General features: G+C 69.4%; 14 protein-coding genes, 1 tRNA gene and 1 pseudogene. 6 read left to right on the forward strand and 10 right to left on the reverse strand.

Features of this window, described 5'->3' with window-relative positions; translation table 11 throughout:
* Positions 1–3 precede the first annotated feature (3 nt).
* Entirely contained in the window at positions 4–639 is a 636-nt protein-coding gene (locus PGN14_RS09420; protein WP_335299261.1) for a TetR/AcrR family transcriptional regulator, read from the reverse strand.
* Positions 640–694: 55 nt separating this feature from the next.
* Between PGN14_RS09420 and PGN14_RS09425 the strand changes: the two are divergent.
* A pseudogene (locus PGN14_RS09425) lies at positions 695–1,057 on the forward strand (darcynin family protein).
* A 166-nt stretch (positions 1,058–1,223) separates the two neighbouring features.
* On the opposite strand, the gene ppc reads toward PGN14_RS09425, so the two are convergent.
* The 3 genes from ppc to PGN14_RS09440 all read right to left on the reverse strand — a co-directional run bounded on the left by ppc (position 1,224) and on the right by PGN14_RS09440 (position 5,221).
* Complete coding sequence (gene ppc / locus PGN14_RS09430) at positions 1,224–3,902, reverse strand: phosphoenolpyruvate carboxylase (RefSeq protein WP_335299262.1); 2,679 nt, start codon at positions 3,900–3,902, stop codon at positions 1,224–1,226.
* Positions 3,903–4,211: 309 nt separating this feature from the next.
* A complete protein-coding gene (locus PGN14_RS09435; protein ID WP_335299263.1) occupies positions 4,212–4,634 on the reverse strand; it encodes a hypothetical protein in 423 nt (140 codons plus the stop codon).
* 17 nt (positions 4,635–4,651) lie between these two features.
* On the reverse strand, positions 4,652–5,221 hold the full coding sequence (locus tag PGN14_RS09440) for an HNH endonuclease (protein ID WP_335299264.1): 570 nt from the start codon (positions 5,219–5,221) through the stop codon (positions 4,652–4,654).
* A gap of 253 nt (positions 5,222–5,474) precedes the next feature.
* Here PGN14_RS09440 and PGN14_RS09445 point away from each other — a divergent pair, with 253 nt between their 5' ends.
* The 3 genes from PGN14_RS09445 (at position 5,475) to PGN14_RS09455 (ending at position 7,647) form a co-directional block, all read left to right on the forward strand.
* Positions 5,475–7,274, forward strand: coding sequence for an aminopeptidase P family protein (locus PGN14_RS09445; RefSeq protein WP_335299265.1), 1,800 nt, complete (start codon positions 5,475–5,477; stop codon positions 7,272–7,274).
* Positions 7,238–7,378 (forward strand): hypothetical protein, encoded by a 141-nt coding sequence (locus PGN14_RS09450; RefSeq protein ID WP_335299266.1) that lies wholly within the window; start codon positions 7,238–7,240, stop codon positions 7,376–7,378. Before PGN14_RS09445 ends, PGN14_RS09450 begins: the two co-directional genes overlap by 37 nt.
* 194 nt (positions 7,379–7,572) lie before the next feature.
* Positions 7,573–7,647, forward strand: a tRNA-Thr gene (locus tag PGN14_RS09455).
* A gap of 173 nt (positions 7,648–7,820) precedes the next feature.
* Here PGN14_RS09455 and PGN14_RS09460 read toward each other — a convergent pair.
* From PGN14_RS09460 to PGN14_RS09485, 6 genes are read right to left on the reverse strand one after another with little or no spacing between them, the layout of a single operon-like run.
* Positions 7,821–8,525 (reverse strand): alpha/beta fold hydrolase, encoded by a 705-nt coding sequence (locus PGN14_RS09460; RefSeq protein ID WP_335299267.1) that lies wholly within the window; start codon positions 8,523–8,525, stop codon positions 7,821–7,823.
* Positions 8,522–9,598: an AbrB family transcriptional regulator gene (locus PGN14_RS09465; RefSeq protein ID WP_335299493.1), complete on the reverse strand. Its 1,077-nt coding sequence runs from the start codon at positions 9,596–9,598 to the stop codon at positions 8,522–8,524. Before PGN14_RS09465 ends, PGN14_RS09460 begins: the two co-directional genes overlap by 4 nt.
* Before the next feature lie 46 nt (positions 9,599–9,644).
* Complete coding sequence (locus PGN14_RS09470; RefSeq protein ID WP_335299268.1) at positions 9,645–10,298, reverse strand: YjbE family putative metal transport protein; 654 nt, start codon at positions 10,296–10,298, stop codon at positions 9,645–9,647.
* A gap of 4 nt (positions 10,299–10,302) precedes the next feature.
* Positions 10,303–11,604 carry a CitMHS family transporter gene (locus tag PGN14_RS09475; protein WP_335299269.1) on the reverse strand — a complete coding sequence of 434 codons (1,302 nt, stop codon included), beginning with the start codon at positions 11,602–11,604 and terminating at the stop codon, positions 10,303–10,305.
* A 22-nt stretch (positions 11,605–11,626) separates the two neighbouring features.
* On the reverse strand, positions 11,627–13,114 hold the full coding sequence (locus PGN14_RS09480) for an OprO/OprP family phosphate-selective porin (RefSeq protein WP_335299270.1): 1,488 nt from the start codon (positions 13,112–13,114) through the stop codon (positions 11,627–11,629).
* The gene (locus PGN14_RS09485; protein ID WP_335299271.1) at positions 13,111–14,088 is read right to left on the reverse strand and encodes an ABC transporter substrate-binding protein; all 978 of its coding nucleotides are present in this window, start codon (positions 14,086–14,088) and stop codon (positions 13,111–13,113) included. Before PGN14_RS09485 ends, PGN14_RS09480 begins: the two co-directional genes overlap by 4 nt.
* 193 nt (positions 14,089–14,281) lie before the next feature.
* On the opposite strand from PGN14_RS09485, the gene PGN14_RS09490 reads away from it, so the two are divergent.
* Positions 14,282–14,947 (forward strand): response regulator transcription factor, encoded by a 666-nt coding sequence (locus PGN14_RS09490; RefSeq protein WP_335299272.1) that lies wholly within the window; start codon positions 14,282–14,284, stop codon positions 14,945–14,947.
* Entirely contained in the window at positions 14,937–16,364 is a 1,428-nt protein-coding gene (locus PGN14_RS09495) for a sensor histidine kinase (RefSeq protein WP_335299273.1), read from the forward strand. The genes PGN14_RS09490 and PGN14_RS09495 overlap by 11 nt, the downstream gene beginning before the upstream one ends.
* The last annotated feature ends 79 nt before the right edge of the window (positions 16,365–16,443 follow it).

The raw sequence follows: 16,443 nt of genomic DNA on the forward strand, positions 1-16,443 counted from the left end.
GGTCTAAACCGCGGCATCGAGATAGCCGAAAACGGCCCGGCCCACGCGCCGGCTTAGCCGCTCCCGATCCTGCTCCCCGCATTCTCCGGCGGCATCGACCATCCCCTTGACGATCGCCAGCACGTCCTGCGCCGCGATCTCGGGGTCGGGCTGCGGGGGAAGATCGGCACGCACCAGAACGGCCAGCAGGATCGCGCGCAGCCGCGCGGTGACGCGTTGCGTGTCCGCATCGAACGGCAATCGCGCTTCCTCGACATCCAGCAGCCGCGCCAGCGTCGGCCGCCGCAGCTGGTGTGCCACCGCCGACGCGATCAGCGCCGCCAGCGCGCGTCGACCGTCCGCGATCGCCAGCGCCGTTTCCCATTCCGCGATCAGCAGCGACGTCTCACGGACGATCAGCGCCCCGATCAATGCCTCCTTGCCCGGGAAATACTGGTAGAGCGAACCGATGCTGACCCCGGCGCGCTCCGCCACGATGTTGGTCGTGAACTCGCCGAGTCCCACCTGCTCCAGAATGCAAGCCGCCGCCTCGACGATCGCGCGTACCGTCTCCGCGGACCGCGCCTGCCGCGGCACCTTGCGCGGGCGTGGGCGCTGCTGGGCGGCGGTATCCGGCATCGGGCGAATGCGAGTAGCCAATAGTGAGGTTCTGCTCACATTCTAGGCATCGCAGACCATGATGCAAGGATGAACGATGACGAACGTACCGACACCCTTCGAACCCGCCCTGACCGTGTTCATGCTGGTCAAGACCTCGCCCGAATGGCTCGGCTTTTCGGTGGATCGACGGTTCGAACTGCTCGCCGAGTAATTCACGCCGCTTCTGAAGAAGCACGCCGCGACCGTGGCCTTGCGCTTCTTCGACGTCGAATTCTATTCGACCCGCGTCACCGACATCTGGATGTGGGACGCGGCGGATCACCATGCCTACGAACTGCTGGTCGAGGATCTGCGCGAAACCGCCTTCTGGGATCGCTATTTCGACATCGTCGAAATTCTCACCGGCGTCGAAAACGCCTATGCGAAGAACTACGATCGGCCCGTCGTGACGGCGTGACCGACGTCCCGGTCTCTCCTGTTTCCCGGCGCAGGCCGGGATCCAGTTGGGAGCGGTTTCAGCATCTCACGAGCCGACCGATCCTGGACCCCGGCCTGCCCCGGGGAACAGGAAAGGCATCCGCAAACGTCACGATCATGTCCGCAAGAGCCGACCTACCACCGCCTCACCCCGAATTGCGCAGCGCGGTCGCGATCGCGTTGATCGACAGCAGGATGCCGTGCCGCACGCGCTCGTCGTCCTCGCCGGCGCGGTGGCGCTTCATCAGCTCGATCTGGAGCAGGTTGAGCGGCTCGATATACGGTAGCCGCAGCCGGATCGACGCGTCCAGCGCGGCATGCTTCTCCAGCAGGTGCGCCTGCCCGGTCACCTCCAGCAGCCCGTCGTGCGTCTGCCGCCAGCCGTCGCGGATGCGGCCGAACACCTGATCGCGCAACGCCGCATCCTCGACCAGCCCGGCGTAGCGCTCGGCGATCCCCATGTCGGACTTCGCGAGCACCATCTCCATGTTCGCCAGCGTCGCCGCGAACAGCGGCCAGCCCTGCGCCATGTCCTTCAGCAGCGCGCGATCCTCGAACCCCGCGATCGCCTGCCCCACGCCGTACCAGCCCGGCAGCATCACGCGCGCCTGCGCCCAGCTGAACACCCAGGGGATGGCGCGCAGATCCTCGATCGCGTCGGATTGCTTGCGGCTCGCCGGACGGCTGCCGATCTTCAGCCCCGCAATCTCCGCGATCGGCGTCATCTGGCGGAAGAAGGTGCGGAACCCCTCCGTTTCGTACACCAGCCCGCGATAGGCGCGGAACGCGGCGTCGGACAGCCGGTCCATCGCCGCCGCGAAGGTGGCATTGTCGCCGTTCGACAGATGCGCCGGCTCCAGGCTGGCGAGCAGGGTGGCGGACGCCATCGCCTCCAGATTGGTCGTCGCACTCTCGCGCGTGCCGTATTTGCCCGCGATCACCTCGCCCTGTTCGGTGATGCGGATGCGGCCCTGCACCGTGCCGGGCGGCTGCGCGCGGATCGCGGCGAAGCTGCTGCCGCCGCCGCGCCCCACCGCGCCGCCGCGGCCGTGGAACAGCTGCATGCCGACGCCCGCCGCCTCGAACACCGGCTTCAGCGCGGTCGAGGCGCGCGACAGCTGCCACGTCGACGTGAGGTAGCCGCCATCCTTGTTGCTGTCCGAATAGCCGATCATCACCTCCTGATGCCCGCGCTGGCGCGCGATGCCGCGCACCTCCGGGATGGCGAACCATTCGGTCATGATCTCGGGCGCGGCCTCCAGATCCTCGATCGTCTCGAACAGCGGCACCGCCATCACCGCGGCGCGCGCCTTCTCGCCGTTGGCGGGGTGGTAGAGGCCGACTTCCTTGAGCAGCAGGTGGACCTCCAGCAGGTCCGACACCGACTTCGTCATCGAGACGATATATTGCCGGATGCACGCCGGGCCGTAGGCGGCATGCGCGTCCGCCGCCGCCTGGACGATCGCCAGCTCGGACGCGGTCTCCTCCGAATAGGTGGCGAACCGGCTGGTCAGCGGGCGTGGCGTGGCCAGTTCCTGGCGCAACAGCATGACGCGCTGCCCTTCGTCCAGCGCGGTGTAATCGTCGCGCACGCCGGCCTTGGCCAGCATCTCCGCCACCACCTTCTCATGCACCGCGCTGTTCTGCCTGAGATCCAGCGTGGCAAGGTGGAAGCCGAACACCTCGACCGCGCGGATCAGCCGCCCGATCGCGCCGCCGGTGCCCAGTAGCCCGTCACCATCGACCGACAGCGCGCGCGCGATCGTCTTCAGGTCGGCGCGCAGCGCGACGGGATCGGTATAGGGTTCGCCGGTCAGATGGCCGGGACGCGGCGCGGCCTGCCCGGTCAGCTTCGCATAGGTGGCCGCGACGCGCGCGTAGATGCCCGACAGCGCGCGGCGATACGGCTCGTCGCTGCGGCTTTCCGCCACGTCGCCGCTCGCGTCGGCCAGCGCCAGCACGCCCGCATCCACCGTCGCATGGCCGGCGGAGATCGACAGCTCCGCCCCCATCGCGTGCAGCTGGTCCATATAATAGCCCAGCACCGCCTGCGCCGCCTTGCCGAGTGCGGTGCGCAGCGAATCCGCGGTAACGAAGGGATTGCCGTCGCGGTCGCCGCCGATCCAGCTTCCGGGCCGCAGGAACGCCGGCACCCGCTCCCCCATCGCGCGGTCCCAGCGCTGGTACAGCGCCGGGATGACCGGCAGGAACACGTCGCGCAGATAGCTGAGCGCGGTATCCACCTCGTCGACCACGTACAGCCGCTCGCGCCGCAGCACGCGCGTCTGCCACAGCAGCGCGACCTGCCGCACGATCGCCTCGTCCACCTGATCGCCGTCCGGCGTCGCCTCCACCCCGCGATCGCGCATCGCCATCAGCTGCGCGATGCGGTTGCGGTGGTCGATCATGCTCTTGCGCCGGACCTCGGTCGGGTGCGCGGTCAGGACGGGCGCGATCAGCCCCTCGCCCAGCAGCGCCAGCACCTGATCGTGTCCGACGCCGGCCTTCTCCAGCCGCGCCAGCGCGGCGGCGAGATCCGCCCCCTCCTCCGCGGCGATCCCCTGCCGGTCCTCGGCCAGATTGGCCAGCATCGAGAACAGCATGAAGCCGCGGACGAAATCCAGCGTCTCGTCCAGATCTAGTGTACCCAGTTCCGCATCGGGCCGCGCCTCGTGGTTGCCGCGGTGACGCTCCACGGAGGCGGAACGGATCGCCTCGGTCCGCTCGTACAATTTGTCGCCGCCATAGGCACGGATCACATCGCCCAGCACGCGGCCGAGATAGCGGACATCGGGATTGTTGGTGATCGGGGGCAGCGTGCTCATGACGCGCATTGCTGCGCCGCAACAGCGGCGCGGTCAACCGGACGTGCACGTCAGGTGCGAACGATTGTGAGCGCTCTGTTCCCCGGCGCAGGCCGGGACCCAGTATCGAGCCAGCCGCGAACTATCGAACCACTCCCCACTGGACCCCGGCCTTCGCCGGGGAACGGGAGAGTTGGCAGACCCAACGGCCGACACGTCACCCCGGACTTGTTCCGGGGTCCAGGGTTCCGCGCACCGGATCCGGTGAGGCGCGTGGGACGCTGGATGCCGGGACAAGCCCGGCATGACGAACGAAGGTACGGCCCGCCGCTACTTCGCATTCCCCGCCGGCTCGTCCGCCGGCGTCGGCAGGTCCGTCTCCTGCAACTCGCGCGCGCGCTCGCGTTCGTCGCTGGTCACGTTGCCGTCGTGATTGGCGTCCTGCGCGTCGAATCGCGCCAGCATCCACGCACTCCACTCGTCGTTGGAAATCGAGCCGTTCCTGTCGCGGTCGATCTCCTCGAACCGGCCCTGCAACCTCTTGGGCAGCTCGTTGCGCGTCAATTTGTCGTCGGCATTGACGTCCAGCCGGCGGAAGCGCCGCTCCACCACGCCGCCGAAGTCCAGCCGCGACATCACGAAGGGCGGCACGTAATTGGCCAGCACCTCCTCGTTCGCCTCCGGCACCTCCGATCCGCCACCCGAGCATGCGGCCAGCGCCATCGCGCCCGCCGCCATCATCGCCATTCTCATGCCCGTGTCGCCCTTTTCTACGCTTCGAGTTCGACGTCCCAGTAGAGCCAGTCGTGCCACGTCGCATGCAGATAATTCGGCGGGAAGCGGCGGCCATGTTCCTGGAGCTGCCAGCTGGTCGGGCGGATCGGCTCGATCGACAGCGGCATATGCGCCTGGCGCGGGGTGCGCCCGCCCTTCTTCAGGTTGCACGGCGCACAGGCGGTGACGACATTCTCCCATGTCGTGCGCCCGCCCTGCGCGCGCGGGATGACATGGTCGAACGTCAGCTCGCGCGTGGCGCTGCCGCAATATTGGCAGGCGAAGGTATCGCGCAGGAACAGGTTGAACCGCGTGAAGGCGGGGAATTGCGATGGCTTCACGAACTGCTTCAGCGCGATGACCGAGGGCAGCTGCATCGTGCGCGTCGGGCTGCGCACCTCGCGCTCGTAATGCGCGACGATGTCGACACGGTCGAGGAACACCGCCTTCACCGCCGTCTGCCACGGCCAGATGCTGAGCGGGTAATAGGACAGCGGCGTATAATCGGCATTCAGCACCAACGTGGGGCAGCTGTCCGGATGCCGGATCAGGTCGGGATGGAACACGTGTGGACGTCCCCCTTTCCGTTACTTGCACGCCGCCTCTCGCGCAGCGGCGTGACGGCATGATGACAGGTGGGCCGATCGGGTCAAGGCTGGTGGGGATGGCGTGGTTGTGGCAGCAGACGGGTAGAAGGTCGCCCTCACCCTTCCCACCCGGCTGCGCCGGGCAGGCCCCTTCCCTCTCCCGGCGGGAGAGGGAGGGAGGCGCGAAGCGCCGGAAGGGTGAGGGCGACGACCTCTGGATCACGGAACCCCCATGTCGACCCATTCCGCCCGCCTCGCCGCCCTTCGCGACCAGCTGTCCCGCGACCGGCTCGACGGCTTCGTCGTCCCGCTCACCGACGAGCATATGAGCGAATATGTCGGCGCCTATGCGCAGCGGCTCGCTTGGCTCACCGGATTCCAGGGCTCGGCCGGCACCGCCGTCGTGCTGCCGCAGGAGGCGGCAATCTTCACCGACGGCCGCTACACGCTCCAGGTGCGCGAACAGGTGTCCGGCGACGATTGGCAGTTCGTCGGCGTTCCCGACACCAGCGTCGCGGCCTGGCTGGGCGACCATGCCGCGGACGGCGCGCGCATCGGTTACGACCCCTGGCTCCACACCCGCGCCTGGGTCGAGGAAGCGCGCACCGCGCTCGCCCGCGTCGGCGCGACGCTGGTCCCGGTCGATGCCAATCCGGTCGATGCGATCTGGCCCGACCGCCCCGCCCCGTCCGACGCCGTCCTGACCGTCCAGCCGGACGCGGTCGCCGGCCGCGCGTCGGCCGCCAAGCGCGCCGAGGTCGCCGACTGGCTGGGCGAGGTGGGCGCCGACGCCACCGTCATCGCCGCGCTCGATTCGATCGCCTGGCTGCTCAACGTGCGCGGCGCCGATGTGGCACGCACACCCGTCGCGCTCGCCTATACGATCGTCCATGCCGACGGCACCGCCGACCTGTTCGTCGCGCCCGAGAAGATGACCCCCGAGGTCGCCGAGCACCTCGGCAATGCGGTGCGCGTCCACGATCGCGCCGCGTTTGCGCCCGCGCTGGCGACGCTGGCCGGCAAGCGCGTCGCGATCGACCCCGGCTTCGCGGTGTCCGCGATCTTCGATCGCGTCGAGCAGGCCGGCGGCTCCGCGCTGGCGCTGCGCGACCCGGTGGTGCTGGCCAAGGCGACCAAGAATCCGGTCGAGATCGCCGGCCACCGTGCCGCCTCGACACGCGACGGCGCGGCATTGTCGCGCTTCCTGCGCTGGATCGCCGACGAGGCGCCGAAAGGCGGGCAGACCGAATTGTCCGCCGCCGCGCGCCTTCACGCCTTCCGCGAAGAGACGGGCATGCTCAAGGACCTGAGCTTCGACGCCATCTCCGCCACCGGCCCGCACGGCGCGATCCCGCATTACCACGTCACCGAGGCGTCAAGCCTGCCGATCGAGCGCGGCCAGCTCTACCTGATCGATTCGGGCGGCCAGTATCAGGACGGCACCACCGACGTGACCCGCGTCGTGCCGATCGGCACCCCCACTGCGGAGATGCGCGATCGCTTCACCCGCGTGCTCAAGGGGCATATCGCGCTCGCCACCGCGATCTTCCCGCGCGGAACCTGCGGCGCGCAGCTCGACGCCTTCGCCCGCGCGCCGCTGTGGCAGGCCGGGCTCGATTTCGCGCATGGCACCGGGCATGGCGTCGGCAGCTTCCTGTCGGTCCACGAAGGTCCGGCGCGGATCGCCAAGCCGACCTATGGCGGCCCCGCCCCGGCCGAGCCGCTGCTGCCCGGCATGATCCTCTCCAACGAGCCCGGCTATTACAAGGCGGGCGAATACGGCATCCGCATCGAGAACCTGCTGCTGGTGGTAGAGCGCGCGATCGCCGGCGGCGAGGCGGTCATGCTGGCGTTCGAGACGCTGACGCTGGCGCCGATCGACCGCGACCTGATCGAGGTCGGCCTCTTGACCGACTACGAGCTGTCATGGCTCAATGCCTATCACGCCCGGGTCGCCGCGGAATTGTCGCCGGCGCTGGGCGCGGAGGACGCAGCATGGCTCGCATCAAGGTGTTCGCCCGTCACGCGTTGATCCTGGCCGGATTCGCCGGGCTGATGGGCGCGGCGTCGCTCGGCACCTGGGCCGGGATCGCCGCCGCCTTCAGTCTGGGTCATTATGCGGTGGCGGACGTCTGACGGGTTCGTCGTCCGCCGCGGCGGCACGGGCCTGCGCCTTCCGCCGCCTGAGATTCTCGCGCAACTGTGCGGCCAGTCGCTCGGCCCGTTCGTCCCGGTCGCTCATCGTTTTTGCTCGCTACCGCGCGCGATCCGCCTTGACAATCACGCCCACCTCGTCTCTTAGGCCCGCTCCCGCCGCGAAGGTGGTGAGTGCTGCCGTAGCTCAGTGGTAGAGCGCATCCTTGGTAAGGCTGAGGTCGTGAGTTCAATCCTCACCGGCAGCACCATTTCTTTTCAGACACTTACGCCTTTCCTCCAGGCTCACCTGAAGAGACGAACGAGATCGCGGACGATACACGGGTAACGATCCGCCGGCATTCGGGCCGTGGTCGTCCCCGCTTCGGTCGTGACGGCGAAGGCCCGACGAATCACTGCCGCCCGTCGGCAATCGGCGCAGGCGTCAGCGTGGCCGGCGAACGCCGGACGACACACCGCGGGGGGCGCCCGTGCCGTCCTGCAGCCATGCACGCAGCAGCATGGTGACTTCCCCGGGTCGTTCCATCGGCGCGAGATGGCCGCAGCTGTGCAGCATGTGGAAGCGCGCGTCCGTGATGCGGTCGGCCAGCGCTCGCGCATCGTCGGGCAGGCAGATCCGGTCGCGATCGCCGACCGCCACCAGCGTGGGCACGGCCACCGCATCGATGGCGGGGGCGATGTCCGGCCGGGCGAGCAGGGCGCGCTGCTGCCGTTCGAACACCGCCGCGCCGACCCGCTCCGCCATCGCCTGCACCGGGCCGCTGATGTTCGCGCTCAACGCAGGATCGGCGAGCGGCGCGGTGGCGAGCAGGCCCTGTTCCCCGACCGTGCGCGGGCGCAGCTGCATGGTGGCACGCGTGGCGAACAATGCCAGGCGATCGATGCGCTCCGGGGCCTGGCGGATCATCTCGAGCGCGACATAGCCGCCCAGGCTCACGCCCGCCACGGCGAAGCGCGGCGGGGCATGGGCCAGCACCCGCGCCGCCATCGCCGCCAGCGTATCGTCGACGGTGAGATCGCCCAGCTCGGGATGGGCGATGTCGCCGAGGTCGAGCACCTGCCGCGCCCAGAGCTGCCCGTCGCAGCCCATGGCGGGAAGAAGGACGAGCGGAAGCGGCTTGCGGATCATGATGCAGGGTCCTGACGAGATGGTCGGAAGACGAGCGGGGCGACGACGAGGACGAGCACGACGCGGGCGAGATGGTGGACGATGACCACGCCGGGTTCGAGCGCGAGGCTGAGCGCGACCATGCTCATCTCGGCCAGCCCGCCGGGCGAATAGGCGAGCGCGACAAGCGCGATGTCGAGCCCGGTCCACCGACCGATCAGCGCGGCGAAGGCGAAGGTGAGCGCCAGCAGGATCAGCGTCGATCCGGCGGCCAGCGCCAGCACGCGCGCGAACGCGCGCAGCGTCAAGCCGGCGAAGCGGCAGCCGATGGTGGCGCCCAGCCCCACCTGCGCCGCGGCGAGCAGCCAGACGGGCACGCGAAAGTCGGTGATGCCCGTCGCGTGCAGCACCGCGCTGACGGCGAGCGGTCCCATCAGGTGCCAGGCCGGCAGGCGCAGCAGGCGGCCGATCAGCAGCCCCGTAGCGATACTGCCGCCGCCCCACAGGAGCAGCGCGGCATCTGGCCACAGCGCGCTGCCAGCGATGGAAACCGGCGCCGGGATGGCGACGGGCGGGTGAAAGTGGCGGATCACGAACGGGAGGGCGAACACCACCAGGAAGATGCGCGCGGCGTGGATCAGCCCCACCGTGCGCTCGTCCGCGCCGCGCTCGCCGCCCATCAGCACCATTTCCGCGATGCCCCCGGGCATGCCGGCGAAATAGGCGGTGGCGGGATCGAAACCCGCAACCCGGCGGAACCAGGTGACGCAGAGCAACGCCGCCACGCCGAGGAACACGGGCAGCAGCGCAAGCGGCAGCCACCAGTCGCGCGCCGCGGCGAACAGGCCGGGGTGGAAGGAACTGCCCAGCACCACGCCGATCACCGCCGCCATCGGCCGCCGCGTGGCGGCGCCCGCGGCGATCGGCGCACCGACGATGCTGGCCACCGCGCACGCCGCCATGGAACCCAGCACCCAGGGCAATGGCGCGCCGATGCCGGCGAACATCGCGCCGCCGAGCGCGCCGACCGCCACCGCCGCCACGAAGCGCATCGCGACCCGGGCGGCGTCGCCGTCTCCCTGCCGCCACGCCATCAGGCGGACGCCGCCGTGGTGGCGCACGCGGCCGCGCCGGCGAGCCTCATCCCAACAGCCCCAGCACGCCGCGCGCCGGATCAGTCAGGCCTTCCCAGATCATCCGCGCGGCGACGTAGAGGATGACGAGCAGGCCGACATAGGCGAGCCAGCGATAGCGCTCGATCACGCGTGCCAGCACGTTGGCGGCCAGCCCCATCAGCGCGACCGACAGGATCAGCCCGACCGCCAGGATACCGGGATGGTCGCGCGCCGCGCCGGCGACCGCCAGCACGTTGTCGAGGCTCATCGACACGTCGGCCACCGCCACCGCCCAGGCCGCCGCCCAGAAGCGCCGCGGCGCCGCGTCGGCCACGGGTTCGTGTCCGCCCTCGGCCGCATCCGCGCGCAGCTCGCGCCACATCTTCCACGCCACCCATAGCAGGAGCAGGCCGCCGGCGAACACCAGCCCGACGAGCTGGAGCAGCTGGGTGACGATCAGCGCAAAGGCGACGCGCAGCACCAGCGCTGCCGCCACGCCGATCAGGATCACCTTGCGCCGCATCGCCGACGGCAGCCCCGCCGCCAGCGCACCCACCACGATGGCGTTGTCGGCGGCGAGCATGACGTCGATCGTCACCACCTGCGCGAAGGCGGCCAGCGCGGAGGGCGAGCCGATGGTCGAGAAGTCGGCGACGATATGCTGCCACAGATCGTTCATCGGATCAGCCGACCAGCGGGAAGGCGAGCACGAGCATGCCGACGATCGTCATCACCGCGCACACCGCCGCCGCGGGCACCAGCGTGAAGCGCTGATGATCGGCCAGGTCGATACCCGCCAGGCTGACCAGCAGATAGGTGGAGGGCACCAGCGGGCTGAGCAGGTGCACCGGCTGCCCCATCAGCGAGGCCCGCGCGATCGCCATCGGCTCGACCCCATAGTGCGCGCCTGCCTGGGCCAGGATCGGCAACATGCCGAAGTAGAAGGCATCGTTGGAGATGAAGAAGGTGAACGGCAGGCTGAGCGCGGCGGTGATCGGTGCCATGTACGGCCCCAGCACCGGCGGGATCAGGCCCACCACCTCCTGGCTCATCGCCTCCACCATGCCGGTGCCCGACAGGATACCGGTGAAGATGCCCGCGGCGAAGATCAGCGACACCACCGACAGGACGTTGCCGGCATGCGCCGCGATCCGCTCCTTCTGCTCGGCAACCTGCGGATAGTTCACGATCATCGCGATCGCGAAGGCCAGCATCATCAGCACCGACAGCGGCAGGATGCCCAGCACCAGCCCGGCAAGCAGCGCGATCGTGAGCGCCGCGTTGATCCAGCGCAGATGCGGACGGCGCGCCTCGGGGAATTGCGACACCGCCATGCCGGTGAACGCCACCGGCTCGTTGGTCTTCACATGGCCGATCCGCCGGCGTTCCTTTCGCCCGAAATAGACGGCGAGGGCGATCAGGCCGAACAGTCCGGCGATCATGCCGGGGATCAGCGGCAGGAACAGCGTCGCGGGGTCGAGTTTGAGCGCGCTCGCCGCGCGCGCGGTCGGGCCACCCCACGGCGTCAGGTTCATGATGCCGCTGGTCGTCATCAGCAGGCAGCACAGATACAGCCGGTTCATGTCGTAGCGCTTGTAAAGCGGCAGCAGCGCGGCGATCGTGATGATGTACGTCGTCGATCCATCGCCATCGAGGCTGACGAGGGCGCACAGGACCACGGTGCCGATCAGGATGCGCAGCGGATCGCCGTGCACCACCCGCAACAGCCGGTTGACCAGCGGATCGAACAGGCCGGTGTCGGTCATGGTGGAGAAGAACAGGATCGCGAACAGCAGCATCACGCCGGTGGGCGCGAGGTTCTTGATCCCGTCGATCATCATGCCGCCCAGCCCGGAGGCGAAGCCGGCGAGGAGCGCGAAGGCGGTGGGCACGACGATCAGCGCGACCAGCGGGGTCATCCGCTTGGTCATGATAAGCGTCATGAAGGTGGCGACCATCAGGAAGCCGAGCAGGGCAAGGTTCATGGAAAGGCGTCCTCGGGTCGGATCAGAAGGTGACGGCGACGCGCGTGCTGACGGTCTGCCCGTCATCGGGACTGACATAGGGTCCGGCGCGATTATCGGTCTTCCAGTGGATCGCGTTCAGCTGAAGCCGGGTGAAACTGTTGAGATACCAGTTGACGCCCGCGGTCGCCGCCCAGCCGCGCCCGCCGGTGAGCAGGTCGCTGTAGTCGAGATTCTCATAGCGGGCGGTCAGCTCGATCGCGCCCGGTCCGCCATCGAAGATCGGCCTGAGCACGCGCGGCTGGCCGAAGCTGCCGAGACGCGGATTATAGGGTGGCAGGTCGCCCGTCAGGAACCAGCCGCCCGACAGGCTCCATGCCGTGCTGACGAAGTCGGGACGGCCTGCGTCGAGGCGGGCATGGCGCTGCCCCGCCTCCCCCATCAGCCACGCCGGACCGATGTAGCCGCCCACCTCGGCGCCGTAGCCGGTCGTGCCCGTGCCGCCCGTCAGCGGTCCCGTGCCGACCCTGAGCGCACCGTTGAACCGCCCGCCGATCACCGTGTTGCGGGTCAGCGTCGTGGCGGCGGAGGACAGCGCCTCGTCGAAGCCCCAGAGGCCCAGGTGCAGGACCTTGTTGTCGTCCTTGATCGGGTTCCAGTGCGCGCGCGCCAGGACGGTGCGGCTGTCGCTGACCGCCTGGTTGCCGTCCACCCGGTCGCCGGTGAGGGTCAGCGACGCGTGTCCCGTCTTCCAGAACAGGCGCGGCATGATGCCGATGCCATAGAAAGCGCGTTGCGGAATGATCGCCGTCGCCACGACGGTTCGTTCCAGGAAGGGCGTCGAATCCGACCCGGTCGAGCCTTCGAACCCGCGATCGTTGAACAGGTGGCCGGCGCGCACGTCATAGTCGAGGCCGGGCGCGATCCGGTTGCGCCACCCCAGAAAGGCGGTGACCACGTCCGTCTCGTTCTCCGAAAAATCGATCTCGAACTGGTAGAAGAAGTGCGAAGCGACACCCCCCTCGATGCCGAGGCGGAGCGCCCGCATCCCCGTGGTGGTGATGTTGCGCCCGTCGTACCCGGACCCGAAGGTCGAACTCACATCGGTGAGGATGCGGCCGCGCGGCTTGAAGGTGTAGATCCCGTCGGCCGAGTGGAACACCGGCAGCCCGGCCCCCCATTCCGTCGTGACGCCGGCGGCGTTCGCCTCGCGCGCCCGTGCCACGTCGCGCTCGGCCGGGCCGGGCGGCACCAGCTGCGGCGCGAACGGGGCGGTGACGAGCGGCGGACGCTCCGTCTGCGCGACCTGTACCGGCGGACTGGCCGCGGACGTGGACGCGGGCGCCGGTATCGCGGCGTCCGCTGCGAGCCGCTGCGCCTCCAGCCGATCCAGTCGCGCGCGAAGGGCGGCGATCTCCGCCGCCTGCGCGCGGACGATGGCACCGAGATCCTCCTGCGAGGGTGTCTGCGCAAGCGCAGGTGTAGCGACGGCGATCGCCATCAGCGCGCAACCGGTCTTCAGGAAGGTCATTGGCGTTCGGCCCCTTCGGCGAGAATGGCGCGCCAGTCGGTCAGGAACCGCCGGCGCTTGATCGTGTCGAGATTGACGAGAAGCTGCGGGCCGACCCGGATCGGCCGCGTCTGTGCGGACGACAGGCGCGGCGCCCGCACGTCGCCCCGCACGGGCAGCAACCACTGGCGCGCGAGCAGCGTCTGCCCGGTGCGCGAGAGGAGGAAGTCGAGGAACAGCTTTGCCGAGGCCGGGTGCGCCGCAGTGCGCGGGATGAAGGCGACGCGCGAGGCGACGATGGTATAGTCGCGCGGAAACACCACGCCGATCCGAGGGTCGCGCCGGCTGCGGACCAGCGCATAGGGTCCGACGACGTTATAGGCGATGACGGCCCGGCCGTCCGCGACGGCATCCAGCATCGGCCCCGTGGTGTGCGACAACAGCGGTCGCGTCGCCGCCAGCGCCCGGATCAGCGAGCGCGTGTCGCGCGTGATCGCGTAATCCTCGGCCAGAAACATGTAGCCCACGTTCGAGACCGCGGGATCGTAGGTGGCGACCCGCCCGGTGAGGGCGGTACGCCCCTCGCGCAGCAGGCGCTCGAACGCCTCATGCGTGCGGGGCACATGCGCCGACGCGATCGCTCGCCTGTTATAGACGAACGCGACCGGCTCCGCGGTGACGCCATAGCCCATGTTCTTCCACACCGCGGCGGCCGGCAGCGACGGCTTCTCGGGGCTGGCATAGGCCTGCGCATAGCCGTCGTTGATCAGCTTGGCCTGCAAGTCCATCGCTGACGACCAGACCATGTCGGCAACGGGACGGCCTGCGCGCGTCTCCGCCACGACGCGACGGTAGATCTCGCGCGATTCCAGATCGTCGTAACGGACGCGAACACCGGGAAAGGTGCGGTGGAACACCGCCATCACGGGCGCCATCGCCGCGGCGTCGGCGTTGCCGTAGATACGGACGTCGCGCTCCGCGCGCGCCTCGGACACCAGGGCATCATAGGATCGGGGGTAACCCGCAGGGCGCTGCGCCGCTGCCGGTATGGCTGTTGCGAACCCCGCCGCAAGCATCAGTAGAATACGCATCGTCCCGGCTCCTCTCGCCTCCCGCCTCTACGTTCGGGTAAGCATCCGACATGGACTATGCGCGAATACTGTCATCCACCTTTCACGCAGGCCGGCCATGCGCATCCTGATCGTTGAGGACGACGCCGCGCTCGCCCGCAGCATCGTCGCGCTGCTACGCGCTGCGGGACACGCGATCGATCACGTCTGTACCGGTGGCGACGCTTTGGCCGTGATCGCCGGCGAGCCCTATGCGCTCGTGATCCTCGACGTGGGCCTGCCCGATCTCGACGGGTTCCAGGTTCTCCAGGCGCTGCGCCGCCGGGGCGAGCGGGTGCCGGTGCTGATGCTCACCGCACGCGATGCGCTGGACGACCGGGTGCGCGGACTGGACCTCGGCGCCGACGACTATCTGCGCAAACCGTTCGCCCCGGAGGAGCTGGAAGCGCGGATCCGCGCCCTCGGCCGCCGGCGAGGCGGCGATCCCACGCCGGAACTCGTCCTGGGGTCGCTGTCGTTGAACCGCTCGACCGGCGAAGCCCGGGTCGGCACCCGCATTCTGGATCTGCGCCGCCGCGAATGGAGCGTGCTCGATGCGCTGGCGGCACGCGCCGGGCAGATCGTCTCCCGCGACACGCTCCAGTCCGAGGTGTTCGGCTTCGACGAACCCGTGGGGCCGAACGCCATCGAGGTGAATATCACGCGCCTGCGCGGAAAGCTCGCGCCCGACGGCCCGACCATCCGCACGGTGCGCGGCGTCGGCTACCTCCTCGATGTCGGCTGAAGCGCGCTCGCTCGCGCTGCGAACGCGCCTGCTGGCGGCGATGCTGGTGCCCCTTCTCGGGCTTGCGGTGCTGCTTGGGCTGGCGGGCGCCACCCTGATCGCCGACGTCGTCCGCCGTACCAACGACCGCGTGCTCGGCGGGGCACTCGGCGCGATCGCCGAAACCGTGCAGGTCGAGCGCGGCGAGGTGACCCTGGATCTCCCGCCCGCGGCGTTCGGGATGCTGGAGAACAGCGAGCGCGACAACGTCTATTACCGGGTGGCGGTCGGCGACCGGCTCCTGACGGGATATGCCGACCTTCCGCCCCCCGATATGGCGGCGCTGGCGATCGACGAGACGCGCTTTCGCGACGCCCGTTATCGGGATCAGCCGATCCGCATCGCCGAAGTCAAACGATCTCTCCCCCGCGTGGACGCGCCCGTCATCGTCCAGGTGGCGGAGACGCTGGATGGCCGGGCCGCGCTGCACCGCCGGCTGATCGTCGCGCTGCTCGCGGGAGAGATCCTGCTGGTCGGCGTTGCGCTGATCCTGATCCGTCCCGCCCTCGCCTGGTCGCTGCGCCCGCTGTCGCGCCTGCGCGATGCGGTCTCCTCACGGGACACGCGCGCCGCTCCCGACCTGTCGCCGCTGGACACGGGTCCGCTACCCACGGAATTGCGCCCCTTGGCCGATGCGTTCGATCACCTGCTCGCACGTCTCGACACGGCCACCGCAGGCGTCCGGCGGTTCACCGCGGACGCGTCCCATCAGATGCGCACGCCGCTGTCCGTGCTCAAGCTACAGGTCGCGCTCGCCCGCCGGGGCGAGGCGACGGCGCTGGGCGGGATCGCCGATGCCGTGGAGCGGCTGGAGCGCTTGGTCACGCAATTGCTCGCTCTCGCGCGTGCCGACGAGGCGGGGACGTCGCCGCCGCTGGAGCAGGTCGATCTGCGTGAACTGGTCGTCGCCGTCATCCAGCGGCGCATCGCACAGGCGATCGAGGCATCGGTCGAGGTGCATCTGGATGCCGCCGACGGGACGGTGGTGATCGCAAGTCATCACACATTGCTGTTCGAGATCCTGTCGAACCTTCTCGACAATGCCATCCGCTACAATCGGCCGGGCGGCACCGTAGCGATATCCTTCGGCGCCTCCGAACACGAGGTGCGCATATCCGTCGCCGACGACGGACCCGGTCTGCCCGAGGACGGGCTGACGCGTCTCGGTGAGCGCTTCCTGCGTTTCGACAACAGCGCAGGCCACGAGGGAAGCGGCCTCGGCATACCGATCGTTCGCTCTGCCGCACAACGACTGGGCGCCAGGCTCGAATTCCTGAACACGCATCCCGGCCTGCGGGTCACCCTGTCCTTCTCCGGACAGTACCTCGTTCGGCCGGCGTGGGATCATCGGGGATCGAACACCCTTCCGCCCTCCTGACGCCACTGCCTTTCCCTGATCGTCGCCGGCCCCTGCGTCGCGAGTCGCGACCTCGCCGGCCCATCGCCGCGGCGTCCCG

Origin of the sequence: Sphingomonas adhaesiva (assembly GCF_036946305.1) — a bacterium.
In the GTDB taxonomy this organism is placed as follows: Bacteria; Pseudomonadota; Alphaproteobacteria; order Sphingomonadales; family Sphingomonadaceae; genus Sphingomonas; species Sphingomonas adhaesiva_B.